General features: G+C 69.3%; 15 protein-coding genes. All 15 read left to right on the top strand.

The features are described from left to right. Positions 1-25 precede the first annotated feature (25 nt). The 15 genes from rho (at position 26) to atpE (ending at position 14,716) form a co-directional block, all read left to right on the top strand. Positions 26-2,059 (top strand): transcription termination factor Rho, encoded by a 2,034-nt coding sequence (gene rho, locus ACFKCF_RS43610; protein ID WP_394501254.1) that lies wholly within the window; start codon positions 26-28, stop codon positions 2,057-2,059. Between the two features lie 147 nt (positions 2,060-2,206). Continuing rightward, positions 2,207-3,472, top strand: coding sequence for a sensor histidine kinase (locus ACFKCF_RS43615; protein WP_394501255.1), 1,266 nt, complete (start codon positions 2,207-2,209; stop codon positions 3,470-3,472). A gap of 10 nt (positions 3,473-3,482) precedes the next feature. Beyond that, positions 3,483-4,118 (top strand): response regulator transcription factor, encoded by a 636-nt coding sequence (locus ACFKCF_RS43620; RefSeq protein ID WP_185071359.1) that lies wholly within the window; start codon positions 3,483-3,485, stop codon positions 4,116-4,118. 118 nt (positions 4,119-4,236) lie between these two features. Then, on the top strand, positions 4,237-4,455 hold the full coding sequence (gene rpmE, locus ACFKCF_RS43625; protein WP_106248153.1) for a 50S ribosomal protein L31: 219 nt from the start codon (positions 4,237-4,239) through the stop codon (positions 4,453-4,455). Between the two features lie 80 nt (positions 4,456-4,535). Next, on the top strand, positions 4,536-5,588 hold the full coding sequence (prfA, locus tag ACFKCF_RS43630; protein ID WP_394501256.1) for a peptide chain release factor 1: 1,053 nt from the start codon (positions 4,536-4,538) through the stop codon (positions 5,586-5,588). Next, on the top strand, positions 5,585-6,439 hold the full coding sequence (gene prmC / locus ACFKCF_RS43635; RefSeq protein ID WP_394501257.1) for a peptide chain release factor N(5)-glutamine methyltransferase: 855 nt from the start codon (positions 5,585-5,587) through the stop codon (positions 6,437-6,439). The genes prfA and prmC overlap by 4 nt, the downstream gene beginning before the upstream one ends. 28 nt (positions 6,440-6,467) lie before the next feature. Next, positions 6,468-7,115: an L-threonylcarbamoyladenylate synthase gene (locus ACFKCF_RS43640; protein ID WP_394501258.1), complete on the top strand. Its 648-nt coding sequence runs from the start codon at positions 6,468-6,470 to the stop codon at positions 7,113-7,115. Positions 7,116-7,312: 197 nt separating this feature from the next. Further along, positions 7,313-9,310: a hypothetical protein gene (locus ACFKCF_RS43645; RefSeq protein ID WP_394501259.1), complete on the top strand. Its 1,998-nt coding sequence runs from the start codon at positions 7,313-7,315 to the stop codon at positions 9,308-9,310. After that, on the top strand, positions 9,310-9,684 hold the full coding sequence (locus tag ACFKCF_RS43650) for a hypothetical protein (RefSeq protein ID WP_357727531.1): 375 nt from the start codon (positions 9,310-9,312) through the stop codon (positions 9,682-9,684). Before ACFKCF_RS43645 ends, ACFKCF_RS43650 begins: the two co-directional genes overlap by 1 nt. A 424-nt stretch (positions 9,685-10,108) precedes the next feature. Continuing rightward, a complete protein-coding gene (gene glyA / locus ACFKCF_RS43655; RefSeq protein ID WP_394501260.1) occupies positions 10,109-11,374 on the top strand; it encodes a serine hydroxymethyltransferase in 1,266 nt (421 codons plus the stop codon). A 57-nt stretch (positions 11,375-11,431) separates the two neighbouring features. Next, complete coding sequence (locus ACFKCF_RS43660; RefSeq protein ID WP_394501261.1) at positions 11,432-12,715, top strand: glycosyltransferase family 4 protein; 1,284 nt, start codon at positions 11,432-11,434, stop codon at positions 12,713-12,715. A gap of 119 nt (positions 12,716-12,834) precedes the next feature. Then, on the top strand, positions 12,835-13,257 hold the full coding sequence (locus ACFKCF_RS43665) for a hypothetical protein (RefSeq protein ID WP_394501262.1): 423 nt from the start codon (positions 12,835-12,837) through the stop codon (positions 13,255-13,257). 67 nt (positions 13,258-13,324) lie between these two features. After that, positions 13,325-13,540 (top strand): AtpZ/AtpI family protein, encoded by a 216-nt coding sequence (locus tag ACFKCF_RS43670; RefSeq protein ID WP_394501263.1) that lies wholly within the window; start codon positions 13,325-13,327, stop codon positions 13,538-13,540. A 73-nt stretch (positions 13,541-13,613) separates the two neighbouring features. Beyond that, entirely contained in the window at positions 13,614-14,414 is an 801-nt protein-coding gene (gene atpB / locus ACFKCF_RS43675; RefSeq protein WP_394501264.1) for a F0F1 ATP synthase subunit A, read from the top strand. Positions 14,415-14,485: 71 nt separating this feature from the next. Next, a complete protein-coding gene (atpE, locus tag ACFKCF_RS43680; RefSeq protein ID WP_185071369.1) occupies positions 14,486-14,716 on the top strand; it encodes an ATP synthase F0 subunit C in 231 nt (76 codons plus the stop codon). Positions 14,717-14,744: the final 28 nt, after the last annotated feature.

Here is a 14,744-nt window from a genome sequence, read left to right on the forward strand (position 1 = left end):
CCGACCCCTGGGAAGGACCTTTTAGTTGAGCGACACCACCGAACTCCTCTCCGACGCATCAGGCGCTGAGCCGGCGTCCGGCGACACCCCCACCCGCGCACCGGCGAAGACCACCCGTGCGCGTCGCTCCGGCACCGGCCTGTCCGCCAAGGTGCTGCCCGAGCTGCAGAAGATGGCAGCGGAGCTGGGCATCAGCGGGACCGGGCGCATGCGGAAGAGCCAGCTCATCGCGGCCATCCAGGAGAAGCAGGGTGGCGGTTCCGGCGAGGCCGCACCGGCTTCGTCCCCGGCCGCCGAGGCGCCCGCCGCCGCGGCTGACGCGGCCCCGGCCGCCGAGCGGCCCACCCGTACGCGCAGGGAACGTTCCCGCGCCAAGACCGCCGAGGAGCCCGCGGCCCAGCCCGTCGCGCAGCCGGCGGAGCCCGTGGCCGCGGCCCCCGAGCCCGTGGCGGCCGCCGCGCCGGCGGAGCCGGTCGTGGAGCCGCAGGCCCAGGCCGTGGAGAGCGGCCAGAGCGAGACGCGCGCCGATCGCGGCGAGAGCCGTCGCGAGCGCCGCAGCCGCGGTGAGCGCCGTGAGCGGGGCGACCGCTCCGGCGGCGACCGCGGTGAGGGCGGCCGCGCGGAGAGCAGCCGTGACGGCGGCCGTGACAGCCGTGACAGCCGTGACATTCGTGACAGCGGGCGCGACAGCGGCCGTGACGGTGGCCGCGACCTTGGACGTGACGGTGGCCGCGGCGAGCAGCGCGAGCGCGCCGCCGACGCGGGCCGGAGCGACCAGCGCGGCGACCAGCGAGGTGACCAGCGCGGGGGCGGCAGCGACGACGACGAGCGCGGGCGCGGTCGCCGGGGCCGCTTCAGGGAGCGCAACCGCGGCCGCGGCCGTGACCGCTTTGAGGGCAGCGAGCCCGTCGTCGGCGACGACGACGTGCTCATCCCGATCGCCGGCATCCTCGACATCCTCGACAACTACGCGTTCGTCAGGACCAGCGGCTATCTGCCGGGCAGCAACGACGTCTACGTCTCGCTCGCCCAGATCCGCCGCAACGGCCTGCGCAAGGGCGACGTCATCACCGGCGCCGTCAGGCAGCCCCGCGACGGCGAGCGGCGCGAGAAGTTCAACGCCCTGGTCCGCCTCGACACCGTCAACGGCATGGACCCGGACCAGGCCCGCAACCGGCCTGACTTCAACAAGCTGACCCCGCTCTACCCGCAGGAGCGCCTGCGCCTCGAGACCGAGCCGAACATCCTCACCACGCGGATCATCGACCTCGTCTCGCCGATCGGCAAGGGCCAGCGCGGCCTCATCGTCTCGCCGCCCAAGGCCGGTAAGACGATGGTGCTGCAGTCCATCGCCAACGCGATCACCCGCAACAACCCCGAGTGCCACCTGATGGTCGTGCTCGTGGACGAGCGGCCGGAAGAGGTCACCGACATGCAGCGGTCGGTGAAGGGCGAGGTCATCCACTCGACCTTCGACCGTCCGGCCGAAGACCACACCACGGTCGCCGAGCTCGCCATCGAGCGGGCCAAGCGCCTGGTGGAGCTGGGCCACGACGTGGTCGTCCTGCTCGACTCGATCACCCGCCTGGGCCGCGCCTACAACCTGGCGGCCCCGGCGTCCGGGCGCATCCTGTCGGGTGGTGTCGACTCCACGGCGCTCTACCCGCCCAAGCGGTTCTTCGGTGCCGCGCGCAACATCGAGAACGGCGGCTCGCTGACGATCCTCGCCACGGCCCTGGTCGAGACCGGGTCCAAGATGGACGAGGTCATCTTCGAGGAGTTCAAGGGCACCGGCAACGCCGAGCTCAAGCTCAACCGCTCCCTGGCCGACAAGCGCATCTTCCCCGCGGTGGACGTGGACGCGTCCGGCACGCGTAAGGAAGAGATCCTCATGGGCAAGGACGAGCTCCAGATCGTCTGGAAGCTGCGCCGGGTGCTGCACGCGCTCGACATGCAGCAGGCGCTCGAGCTGCTCCTGGAGAAGATGAAGGAGACCAAGTCCAACGCGGAGTTCCTCCTGCAGGTCCAGAAGACCACGGTGAGCAACGACCGCGACTAGCGGCTTCCTGAGAGGGGCGGCATGGGGTTTCCCCGTGCCGCCCCTTTCACGTCGGGGGCGTACCAGCTCGTAGGTGGGGATAGCCCCACCCCGACGTCGGCTGCCATCCGGATTCACGGCGGCCCCTCCTGAGTGCAGTCTTGAGGCATGCGATCAGCCGCGTTGAAGGACCGTGTGCCGTTCGGGGCCAAGGGCCCGCTGGGGGTCGTGGTGGACCCGATGACGTGGCGGGCGGCGCCGTACCTGCTGATCACGGGGTTGACCGGGCTCGGCTGGTTCGTCGCGCTGTCCGTCACCGTGCCCACGTCGCTCACGCTGACCGTCGTCTGGGTGGGCGTGCCGCTGATGATGGCCACGGTGCTGATGTGGCGCGGCGGGGCGATGCTGGAGAGGCGGCTGATGTACGCGGCGTTCGGCGTGAGGATCGCCGACCCGTACCAGGCCAGGCCCGAACGCGGGGTGGGCGCGCATCTCCGCTGGCTGCTGGGGGACGCGGCCACCTGGCAGGACCTGGGATACCTGCTGATGCTGTTCCCGCTCGGCCTGGTCGAGTCCGCCGTGTCCGTCGTGCTGTGGTTCACGGCGGTGACGCTGATGATCCAGCCCGTCCTGCTGTCGCTGTGGGTGCTGGGGGGCGTCTACACGGACCTGACCATCGACAGCGGGCCGGGTGCCTTCGTCGCCATGGTCTTCGGGGCGCTGCTGTTCGTGCTCGCGGCGTACCTCGTGCGCGGGATGGCCTGGTTGCACGGGACACTGGCGACGGTGCTGCTCGGCGGCAGCCAGGAGGAGCGGCTGCGGGCCAGCAGGGCCAGGGGGGTCGACGCCGCCGAGGCGGAGCGGCGCAGGATCGAGCGCGACCTGCACGACGGCGCGCAGCAGCGGCTGCTGTCGGTGGCGGTGGACCTGGGGCGGGCGCAGTCGAAGTTCGACAGCGAGCCCGAGGAGGCCAGGATGCTCATCGCGCAGGCCCACGCGGGCACCAAGGCCGCCATCGCCGAGCTGCGCAACCTGGCCAGGGGGATCCATCCGGCCATCCTGAGCGACCGCGGCCTGGACGCGGCGCTGTCGGGCCTGGCCGCGCGGGCGCCCATCCGCGTGGACGTCTCCGTCGAGCTGCGGGAACGGCCGCCCGCCGCGGTCGAGAGCATCGCGTACTTCATCGTGGCCGAGACCCTGACCAACATGGCCAAGCACTCCGGCGCCACCGAGGCGTCGGTGACGGTGATCAGGGACCATCGGGGCGTGGTCGTGGACGTGTGGGACAACGGCATCGGCGGGGCCCTCGTCTGCCCGGGCGGCGGCCTGTCGGGACTGGCCGACCGGGCGGCCACCATCGACGGCGTGCTCGTCCTGCACAGCCCCGTGGGCGGGCCCACTCTCGTGCGTGCGGAGCTGCCCTGCGAGTGGTAGTCATGTGGCCATGCGCGTGGTCATCGCCGAGGATTCCGTACTCCTGCGCGAGGGGCTCGCGCGCCTGCTCGCCGACGGCGGCATCGAGACCGTCGCGGCCGTCTCGGACGGGCCCGCGCTGGTGTCCGCCGTCCTGGAGCACGAGCCCGACCTGGCCATCGTCGACGTGCGCATGCCGCCGACCCACACCGACGAGGGCCTGCGGGCGGCGCTGCAGGTGCGCGTGGCCAGGCCGGACTTCCCGATCCTGGTCCTGTCGCAGTACGTCGAGGAGCGCTATGCCGGCGACCTCATCGGCAGGGCCGTCGGCTACCTGCTGAAGGAGCGGGTGGCGGACGTGGCCGAGTTCCTGGAGACGGTGCGGCAGGTGGCGGCGGGTGGCACGGTCATCGATCCCGAGGTCGTCGTGCAGTTGCTGAGCCGCCAGCGCCGCGGCGCCCCGCTCGACTCGCTGTCCCCCCGCGAGCGCGAGGTGCTGGCCCTGATGGCCGAGGGCCGCTCCAACACCGCCATCGCCGCCCGGCTGGTCGTCACGGAAGGCGCGGTGGAGAAGCACATTTCCGGCATCTTCGCCAAGCTGGCCCTGGGGCCCGCGCCTGAGGATCATCGCCGGGTGCTGGCCGTACTCACCTATCTGGGCCGCTGACGGGAATGCGCGATGGCCTGGGATGGTTGGACGATCTGGCACACTGGTAGCTGACCATTTAGCGGTTCCGGTTCACGCCGTGAAGGCGACCCGGCGGCCGCACCCCGAAAGGACAGCGATGAAGCGCGACATCCACCCTGACTACAACGTGACGCAGGTGAGCTGCTCCTGCGGCAACACGTTCACCACCCGTAGCACCGCCAAGAACGGCGTCATCCACGCCGACGTGTGCTCTGCCTGCCACCCGTTCTACACCGGCAAGCAGAAGATCCTCGACACCGGCGGCCGGGTGGCCCGCTTCGAGAAGCGCTTCGGCAAGAAGGCCACGGGCAAGTAGCTTCACCGACGCCGGCCCGGACGCACGCCCGTGCGCTGGGCCGGCGTTGCTGGTGTAGGCCCCACGACTAAGGACACACGGTGAACCTCGACGAGTTGCTCAAGGAGTATTCCGAGCTGGAGCTGCAGCTCGCCGACCCCGCCGTGCACGCTGACCAGAACAAGGCCCGCACCCTCGGCAGGCGCTACTCGCAGCTCACGCCGATCGTCACGACCTACCGCGAGCTCGACTCGACGCGCGACGACCTGACCGCAGCCAAGGAGCTGGCCGGTGAGGACGAGGCGTTCGCGGCCGAGGCGGCCGAGCTGGAGGAGCGCATCCCCCAGCTCGAGGAGAAGCTCAGGCACCTGCTCATCCCGCGCGATCCCAACGATGACAAGGACATCATCATGGAGATCAAGGCGGGCGAGGGCGGCGAGGAGTCCGCGCTGTTCGCGGGCGACCTGCTGCGGATGTACCTGAGATACGCCGAGCGGCTCGGCTGGAAGACCGAGGTCATCGACAGCCAGCCCTCCGACCTCGGCGGATACAAAGACGTCACGGTCGGCATCAAGGCCAAGGGCGACGAGGGCGTGTGGTCCAGGCTCAAGTACGAGGGCGGCGTCCACCGCGTGCAGCGGGTGCCCGTCACCGAGTCGCAGGGCCGCATCCACACCAGCGCCGCGGGCGTGCTCGTCTACCCCGAGGCCGAGGACGTCGACGTCCAGATCGACCCCAACGACCTGCGCATCGACGTCTACCGCTCCAGCGGCCCCGGCGGCCAGAGCGTCAACACCACCGACTCGGCGGTCCGCATCACCCACCTGCCCACCGGTGTGGTCGTCTCGTGCCAGAACGAGAAGAGCCAGCTCCAGAACAAGGAGTCGGCCCTGCGCATCCTGCGTGCCCGGCTGCTGGTCATGGCGCAGGAGGAGGCTGAGGCCGCCGCGCAGGCCGAGCGCAAGTCGCAGGTCCGCACGGTCGACCGCTCCGAGCGCGTACGCACCTACAACTTCCCGGAAAACCGCATCTCCGACCACCGGGTCGGCTTCAAGGCGTATAACCTCGACCAGGTTCTCGACGGTGAGCTCAACGCCGTCACCCAGGCCCTCATCGACGCCGAAATGGCGGAGAAGCTCGCACAACACTCATGACATTTCTGCTGGACGAGATCGCCCTCGCCACCGCCCGGCTGGCCGAGGCAGGTGTTCCCTCACCGCGCACCGACGCTGAGGAGATCGCGGCGTTCGTCCACGGCGTGCGCAGGAGCGAGCTCCACACGGTCAAGGACTCCGACTTCGACGCGCTGTTCTGGGAGGGCGTGGCCAGGCGCGAGGCCCGCGAGCCGCTGCAGCACATCACCGGCCACGCCTACTTCCGCTACCTCGAGCTGTCGGTCGGGCCCGGCGTGTTCGTGCCGCGGCCCGAGACCGAGGTGGTGGCGGGCTGGGCCATCGAGACGCTGCGCGCGATGGATGTGACCGCCCCCCTCGTCGTCGATCTCGGCACCGGCTCGGGCGCGATCGCGCTGTCGATCGCCCAGGAGGTGGCCTTGGCCGAGGTCCACGCCGTGGAGGTCGATCCCGGGGCGTACACGTGGGCCAAGCGCAACATCTCCGAGCACGGCCAGGGCCGCACCCATCTGCACCCCGAAGACCTGGCCGAGGCGCTGCCCGAGCTCAACGGCAAGGTCGACCTGGTCATCTCCAACCCGCCCTACATCCCGCCCGGCGCGATCCCGCGCGACCCCGAGGTGCGCGACTACGACCCCTCCAGGGCGCTGTACGGCTCCGGCGAGGACGGGCTCGGCGAGGTGCGCGCGGTCGAGCGCACGGCCCGCCGCCTGCTGCGGCCTGGCGGCTGGGTGGTCGTCGAGCACGCCGACCAGCAGGGCAGGTCGGTCTATCTGACGTTCCCCGAGGACAACGGCTGGCGCGACGTGCGCCTACGCCAGGACCTCACCAGAAGGGACCGCTTCGTCACGGCCCGGCTGGGCCAGGACTAGGATCCATGCGAGCGAGGTGACAGGACCGATGGCCAGACGCTTTGACTGTTCCGACCTGGAGCAGCGGACCGTGGGCGTGATGGAGGCCGCGGCCGCCGTGCGGCGCGGCGAGCTCGTGGTGCTGCCGACCGACACCGTCTACGGCATCGGCGCCGACGCGTTCACGCCGGCGGCGGTCACGGCGCTGCTCGACGCCAAGGGCCGGGGCCGCGAGATGCCCCCGCCCGTGCTCGTGGGCACCGTCAGAGCCGCCACAGCGCTCATAGACGACCTCGGGCCGTACGGGCAGGACCTGATCGACGCCTTCTGGCCCGGGCCGCTCACGCTCGTCTGCAAGGCCAACAGGGCCCTTTCCTGGGACCTGGGGGAGACCAAGGGCACGGTGGCCGTCCGCATGCCGCTCCACCCGGTCGCGCTCGACCTGCTCAAGGAGACCGGCCCCATGGCCGTCTCCAGCGCCAACCGCTCCGGCGCCCCCGCCGCCACCACGGCGGAGGAGGCCGAGGAGCAGCTCGGCGATGCGGTCGAGGTCTATCTCGACGGCGGCAAGACCACCGACAACACCCCCTCCACGATCCTCGACCTCACCACCGCCGTGCCCCGGCTGCTGCGGCGCGGGGCCATCCCGGTGGAGAAGCTGCGGGGCATCATCGGGTACGTCGCCACCGACGACTGACGTATACCGTCTGCTTATCCCGGCTGCGATCGCGCTCCGGCCGACATTACGGTGAGGCCCGGAGCGGCGATTACGTCCGGGAGTGGCCCATGGGCAAGTTCGACGGCATGGATCCCAAGCTGGTCCGTGACCTGCTGACCGAGGTGAAACACGCGGCCACGCAGATGCGTACGGTCGAGGACCAGGTCAGGGCCGCCATGCGCCGTGCCGGGCTGTCCACCCAGACCACCCACCGTCCGGCCCAGGTCGCGGACGCCGTCGACGCGATGGTCAAGGACGTCAACGTCCGGCTCGGGGTGCTGGAGAAGCGCGTCGACCCGCTGCGCATGGGGGCGGGGGCCACCGAGGACGACGATCCCAAGCAGGTGCGGGGGGATCGGGACAAGTACGACAACCCACGGGCCGACGAGCCCCCGTCGAAGGACGACGACACGAAGTCGGATTCCGATGGCAAGACGGGTGCCGATGGGAAGTCGGATTCGGACGGCAAGACCGGCGGCGACGGGAAGTCGGATTCGGACGGCAAGACCGGCGGCGACGGGAAGTCGGATTCGGACGGCAAGACGGGTGCCGATGGGAAGTCGGATTCGGACGGCAAGACGGGTGCCGATGGGAAGTCGGATTCGGACGGCAAGACGGGTGCCGATGGGAAGTCGGATTCGGACGGCAAGACGGGTGCCGATGGGAAGTCGGATTCCGATGGCAAGACCGGCGGCGACGGGAAAACGGGCTCCGATGCCGATGGGAAGACATGCGACGGTGCCAAGGACACGGGGACCGGCCAGGACGGCGGAAGTGACGGCAGGACCGGCGATCAGCCCGTTGACCAGCCCAAGGATGACGATGTGGGCAGCCGGCGCGACCGCGGCGCCGAGGCGGACGGTGGCGCCGTCAACACCCCGGCCAACGACCAGCAGGACCCGACCAAGCCGCACATCGTGGAAGTGGACGGCGTAAAGGTCCTGCAGATACCCATCGACCCGCCCACGGCCGAGCAGCTGGAAGACCTTCTCGAGAACGCCGACAAGGTGCAACCGGCGGAAATGCCGAAGGTTTCCGCAGACAGCACCACCGCCGCGAACGTCAACACCTGGGCGAATGACGGCAGCGACGTGGTCTCCGCCGACACCACTCCGCCCAACCTGGATGCGCTGAAGACGGTGGTGGGACACCACCGGGAGATCCCGCCGCTGGAAATGCCGGGATTAGCGGACACTGTCGGCTACGACACCAACCCCACGGACGGCACCGCTCCCACCGCGGGTGCGAACGACGCGTGCACCTCCGATGGCACGGACACCACACCCGGCGGTACGGACACCAGGCAGGGCGGCACGGATACGACGCCTGGAGGCACGGATACCAGGCAGGGCGGTTCGCACACGACGCCTGGAGGCACGGACACCACTCCGGGCGGCAAGGATACGACGCCTGGAGGCACGGATACCAGGCAGGGCGGTTCGCACACCACGCCTGGAGGCACGGACACCACTCCGGGTGGTAAGGACACGACGCCGACCCACCCCTCAGGCGGTGACGGAGGACAACGGACGGGCGGCGACCAGCCGACGGGCGACCGCGGGACCGGCGACCAAGGCCGTGGTACGGGTGATCAGGGCACCTACGGCCAGGACAGCCAGCGGAATGGCGACCAGGGCCGTGGTACGGGTGATCAGGGGACCCATGGCCAGGACGGTCAGGGCGCCTGTGACCAGGACGGGCAGGGTGGTCAGGGGGCCCGCGACCAGCGAGACCCTGGGGCAGGGGACCAGGGTGGCCAAGGTGGCCAGGGCGGTCGAGGCGCGGGGGAGCAGGGGAGCCAGGGGAGAGGCGACAGCCCGGTGACCGGCGATCAGGGCACGCGAGGTCAAGGGGCGCCCGTTGCGATCCCGCCGACCAACCCCTCGGTCCAGGCGCAGATCGCATACGGGACAGAAGCCGCTTACCCCGCCGCATCGGACGTCAACGCCTGGGCGAACGACGGTGGCGACGTCGTCTCCGTGGACGTCTCCCCGCCCAGCCTGGACGCCCTGCGGACGGTCGTGGAGCACCACCGCGAGATCCAGCCCCTCGACATGCCCTCCGTAGAGGTTCCGCCCGGCGAGTACGGCAAGGGCGAATGGGCGCCCAGGGACATCCGGCCCGACGGCCCGCCCGGCGACATCGACCCCGGTACGCCGGAAAGGAGCGCGTGATGTACGTCGACCCGCCGGCGCCCCGGCCCAGGGAGCGCGACGAGACCCCGCCCGCCGCCCCCTCAGGGGCCCTGGACAGCCCTCAGAGGGCCTGGGAGTTCAACCCCGACTACCAGCGCCTCGTGCTGGCCTGGAACACCGTCTTGCCGCAGCTGGAGACGCTCAGGACGGCACTGGACAAGGCGTACGGCCTGGCCAAGAGCCCGCAGACGTGGGACGCGCCAGTGGGCGAGCGCTATGTCCAGGACATCCGCGAATGGCGCACCAGGCTGGCCGTCTACCGCCACTCCGTGCTGACCGCCATCAGCGACGAGGCGGCGGACACGCCCAGGTGGATCCCGACGACGGCCAACGCGCCACACGCGTTCCAGTAGCCCGGCCGAGCTCCAGTGGCCCCGCTACACCCGCCGTACTCCGCCTGAGGTTTTGAGGGGAAGTAGCGGGGCGGTCCCTGGAGACGAAGGGATCCGGAGTGCCGGTTGAAGCGGCAGGGGAGAGTGCCGCTCGTGACGCGATGGCACGAACCCGCCTGAGGGAAGTGGGGAAGGCGCGGCTTGGGAGGGAAGCGGCGGAGGCCGCTTCAGAGAGGCGCTCGGACGGCGCGACGTGGTGGGTGGCGTAGTAGGCGGCTTCGGAGGGCGCGACGTGGTGGGCGGCTTGGAGGGGGCCTGAGGGCTGGCCTGCGGGCGGGTTGGAGGGTGGCCGGTGGCAGTGGGGACGGTGATGGTTGAGAGGGGTTGGGGAAGGGGCGAGGGGGTGTGGCTGGGAGAAACGGACATTAGGTCGTACAGTGGGGAAATGGGTGGGGAACCCTACTACGGTCCCGACTTCGGGTTGCTGCAGAGGCAGGACCCGGAGTTGGCAGAGGTGCTGCTCGACGAGCTTGAGCGGGTGCGCGGCGGGATCCAGTTGATCGCGAGTGAGAACTTCACCTCACCCGCCGTCCTGGCCGCCCTGGGTTCCACCCTCACCAACAAGTACGCCGAGGGCTACCCCGGACGGCGCTACTACGGCGGCTGCGAGGTGGTGGACCGGGCCGAACGGCTGGCGATCGAGCGGGCGCGCAAGCTGTTCGGGGCGGAGCACGCCAACGTGCAGCCCCACTCCGGCGCCTCCGCGAACCTCGCCGCCTACGCCGCGCTCCTGCAACCCGGCGACACCATGCTGGCCATGGCGCTGTCGCACGGCGGCCATCTCACCCACGGCTCCAAGGTGAATTTCTCGGGAAGATGGTTCGACGTCGTGTCGTACGGCGTGCGGCGGGACACCGAACTCATCGACTACGACGAAGTCAGGGATCTGGCCCTGCGGCATCAGCCGAAACTCATCGTGTGCGGTGCCACGGCGTACCCCAGGCTGATCGATTTCTCGGTCTTCCGCGGCATCGCGGACGAGGTGGGCGCGTGGCTGATGGCCGACGTGGCGCACCCGATCGGGTTGATGGCCGGCGGCGCGATCCCGTCGGCGGTGCCGTACGCGGACGTCGTGACATTCACCACTCACAAGGCGCTGCGCGGGCCGCGCGGCGGGGCCATCCTGTGCACGGATGAGCTGGCCGGGAAGATCGACCGGGCGGTGTTCCCGTTCATCCAGGGCGGGCCGTTGATGCACGTGGTGGCGGCCAAGGCGGTGGCGTTCGCGGAGGCGATGCGCCCGGAGTTCGCCGGCTACGCCAGGCAGGTGGTCGCGAACGCGCGGGCGCTGACGGAGGAGCTGGCCGGGCAGGGGATGCGGCCCGTGTCGGGCGGTACGGACACTCATCTGGCGCTGATCGACCTGCGGGATCTCAACGTGTCGGGCGCAGAGGCCGAGCGCAGGTGCGCCGCGGCCGGCATCACGCTCAACCGGAACGTGATTCCGTACGATCCCGAGCCCCCGTCGATCACGTCGGGGATCCGCGTCGGCACGCCGTGCGTGACCACGCAGGGCATGGGGCCCCAGGAATTGAAGGAGGTCGGGACATTGGTGACCCGGGCGGTGCGACATCCGGCCGGTGCAGGGGAGGTCCGGGAGAGAGTCTCGGCCCTTCTGGCCATCCATCAGCCATATCTCAGCGAATATTAAGCTGGTCTGTGTCGTTTTCCGGTCCCAGTGGGCCGGAGGATCCGGGAAACTAGGTCCGTGCGCGAATACCTGTTCATGGCGCTCATCGCCGCGGCGGTGACCTATCTGCTGGTCCCGCTGGTGCGCCGCTTCGCCATCCGCATCGGCGCCATGCCGGAGATTCGCGATCGCGACGTGCACACCACGCCGACGCCCAGGCTGGGCGGCCTGGCCATGTACGGCGGGCTGGTCGTGGGGCTGCTGCTGGCCGGCCAGATGACCCATTCGGGCGAGGCCCTGGCGGGCACGGGCGCCGATCCGGTGCCCGCGCTGATCATCGCGGGCGGGCTCATCACGTTCACCGGCTTCCTCGACGACTGGTGGGGCATGGACGCCCTCATCAAGCTCGCCGGTCAGATCGCGGCGGCCGGGGTGCTGGTCTTCTTCGACATGCGGCTGACCTCGATCCCGCTGCCGGAGAGCTGGGGCGGCTCGACCAGCCTCGACTACACGCTCAGCACGATCATCACCATCCTGGTCGTGGTCGTGACGATCAACGCGGTCAACTTCGTCGACGGGCTCGACGGCCTGGCCGCCGGGATCGTGTGCATCGCGGGCATGGCCACCTGGGCCTACTCCATCATCATCAGCCAGGACATCACCGGCAGCAACATCACCGCGACGGCCGCCATCGCCGCCGTCCTCATCGGCGCCTGCCTGGGGTTCCTGCCGCACAACTTCCACCCGGCGAAGATCTTCATGGGCGACACGGGCGCCATGCTGATCGGCCTGGTGCTCGCATCCTCCATCGTCACGGTGACGCCGGTGGACACCTCGGCCATCGTGGAGATGAACAAGTTCCCCGTGCTGCTGCCGCTGCTCGTCCCCGCGGCGGTGCTGGTGCTGCCGCTCATCGACCTGATCACCGCCGTCGTGCGGCGCACGTCGCAGGGCCTGTCGCCGTTCGCGCCCGACCGCGGGCACCTGCACCACCGGCTGATGGACATCGGCCACTCGCACCGGCGTTCGGTGCTCATCATGTACGCCTGGACGTTCCTGTTCTCGTTCGGCATCGTCGGCATGTCCAGGGTCGGCGTGCCCGTGCTGCTCTTCCCCGCGGTCATCGTGCTCGCCCTGGCCGTCCTGGTGCTGATGGCCCTGCCGCGCTGGCGGGGCAGGGGCGGGGCGCACGCGGCGCCCCGCGACGACAGCCCCGACGACGACGGGCCCCCCACCGGGCCGATGCCGCCGATCCTGCCCGAGGATCCCCAGGTCAGGAGACAGGCACCGCCTACGGGTGGCGCTCGCCGAGGGCAATCCGGTCATTCCCGCCTTTCCGAGCCGTTCTTGATCGCGAACTAGAAACGGCAGGTAAAAGCGGCCTTCCGTGAGCTTGTGATATCTTTCACGAGCAGGGACTCCAGACCCACCGGTTCTGGAGGTAGCAAACGCTCGCTTGATAACTTGTTGATGGAGCACCGATGCAGGCCAACGACGTGCGCGTACTCAAGAGCGCCGCGATTCCGACCTTCGCGGTTGGGGTGGTCGCCGTGGCTGTGTCGCTCCTGACGATCGGCGGCAAGGGAGCGCTGGGCGCCGCGATCGGCACTCTGCTCGTCGGGGTTTTCTTCAGCATCAGCGTGGTAGCGGTGTCCTATGCCGCTCGGGTCTCTCCCCAGTTGATGGCGATCGCGGCCATGGTCAGCTATCTCGTCAAGGTCGTCGCCATCATGGTCGTGCTGGCCTCGTTCCGCGACACCACGGCCTGGAACACCCAGGCCTTCGCCTGGACCGTCGTGGTCTGCACGCTCGTCTGGACCGGCTTCGAAGTGCGTGCCTTCATGAAGACCAAGCTCCTCTACGTCGACCCCGACGCCGGTGTCCCCGGGAAGGGCGACTCATGACGGCAGGTAAAACGGGCGGGGTCCGATATGACTAGTCCGCTACTTGCCTGCTATCGTCAAGGCCGCGATGAGCGCACAGGAACGCCGACCCGAAGAGGACGGTCGCGACTTCGCCGACGCCATGTGGTCAGTCCCGAGCTACTTGATCGCCGGGATGGCCGTCTATGGAGGCGCCGGCTGGTTGCTGGACCGGTGGTTGGACATGTCCGCGTTCTTCCCCATAGGCATCGTCCTGGGGCTGGTGCTCGGTGGCTACCTGGCATACCGGAAGTTCGGTCGCTAGCCCATACGGCAGTAGATCGCTTCGCTGAGGAAAACCCTTGTGATCCACACTACGACGTTGAAGGGAACGCCGCGTGATTGCGCTGACGGTCCTCGCTCCTCCTGAAGACCAGTTCCGGGCCCCATCGCCTGACGAGCTGTTCAACTCCTTTACCCCGATCATCCCGGGGGTCGACTGGTTCACCAAGCCGGTTCTCCTCGCCATCCTCAGCGCGGTCCTGGTGATCGGCTTCTGCTGGGCGGGCTTCGCCAACCCCAAGGTCGTCCCCAGGGGCGTGCAGAACGTCGCCGAGTACGGCTACATGTTCGTCCGCGACCAGGTCGCCCGGCCCTTCCTGGGCAAGGACGCCGACCGGTGGATGGGCCTGCTGCTGACGCTGTTCTTCCTGGTCTTCATCTGGAACATCATGGGCGTCATCCCGATTCTCCAGTTCCCGGTGGCCTCGCACATCGCCTTCCCGGCCGTTCTGGCGGGCTCGATCTACGTGCTCAAGGTCTACCTGGGCATGAAGCACCAGGGCCCGATCGGCTACTTCAAGAACATGATGTTCCCGCCGGGGCTGCCGAAGCCGATCTACCTGCTGCTCTCGCCGATCGAGTTCCTGTCGAACCTGATCATCGCGCCCTTCACGCACGCGGTCCGACTCTTCGCCAACATGTTCGCCGGTCACATGCTGCTGGCGTTCTTCAGCATGGTCGGTTTCTGGTTCCTGTTCGAGAAGCTGACGCCGCTCGGCGCCGGGGTGGGCGTGATCGGCGTGGTCATGACCATCATCTTCACGGCCTTCGAGATGTTCATCCAGTTCCTGCAGGCGTTCCTGTTCGCGATGCTGGCCGCGATGTACATCGGCGGCTCCCTGCACGCAGAGCACTGAGATCCACATACCGGAATATCCATGACCGGTGAGACTCCGCTTCACCGGCCGTCCAGTAAAGGAATACAGCAATGAGCGTTCTCGCTGAGGTCTCCGGCAACGTCACCGCCATCGGTTACGGTCTCGCCGCCATCGGCCCCGGCATCGGCGTCGGCATCATCTTCGGTCAGGGCGTGCAGGCCATCGCGCGCCAGCCCGAGGCTTACGGCCTGATTCGCCAGAACATGCTCCTCGGCTTCGTTCTCACCGAGGCCCTCGCCCTGCTCGGTCTGGTCGCGCCGTTCATCTTCCAGGCCCTCTAAGACCAGAAGAAACCCCTGACGAAAGGCT

It is taken from the genome of Nonomuraea sp. JJY05 (genome assembly GCF_043496855.1).
GTDB lineage: Bacteria > Actinomycetota > Actinomycetes > Streptosporangiales > Streptosporangiaceae > Nonomuraea.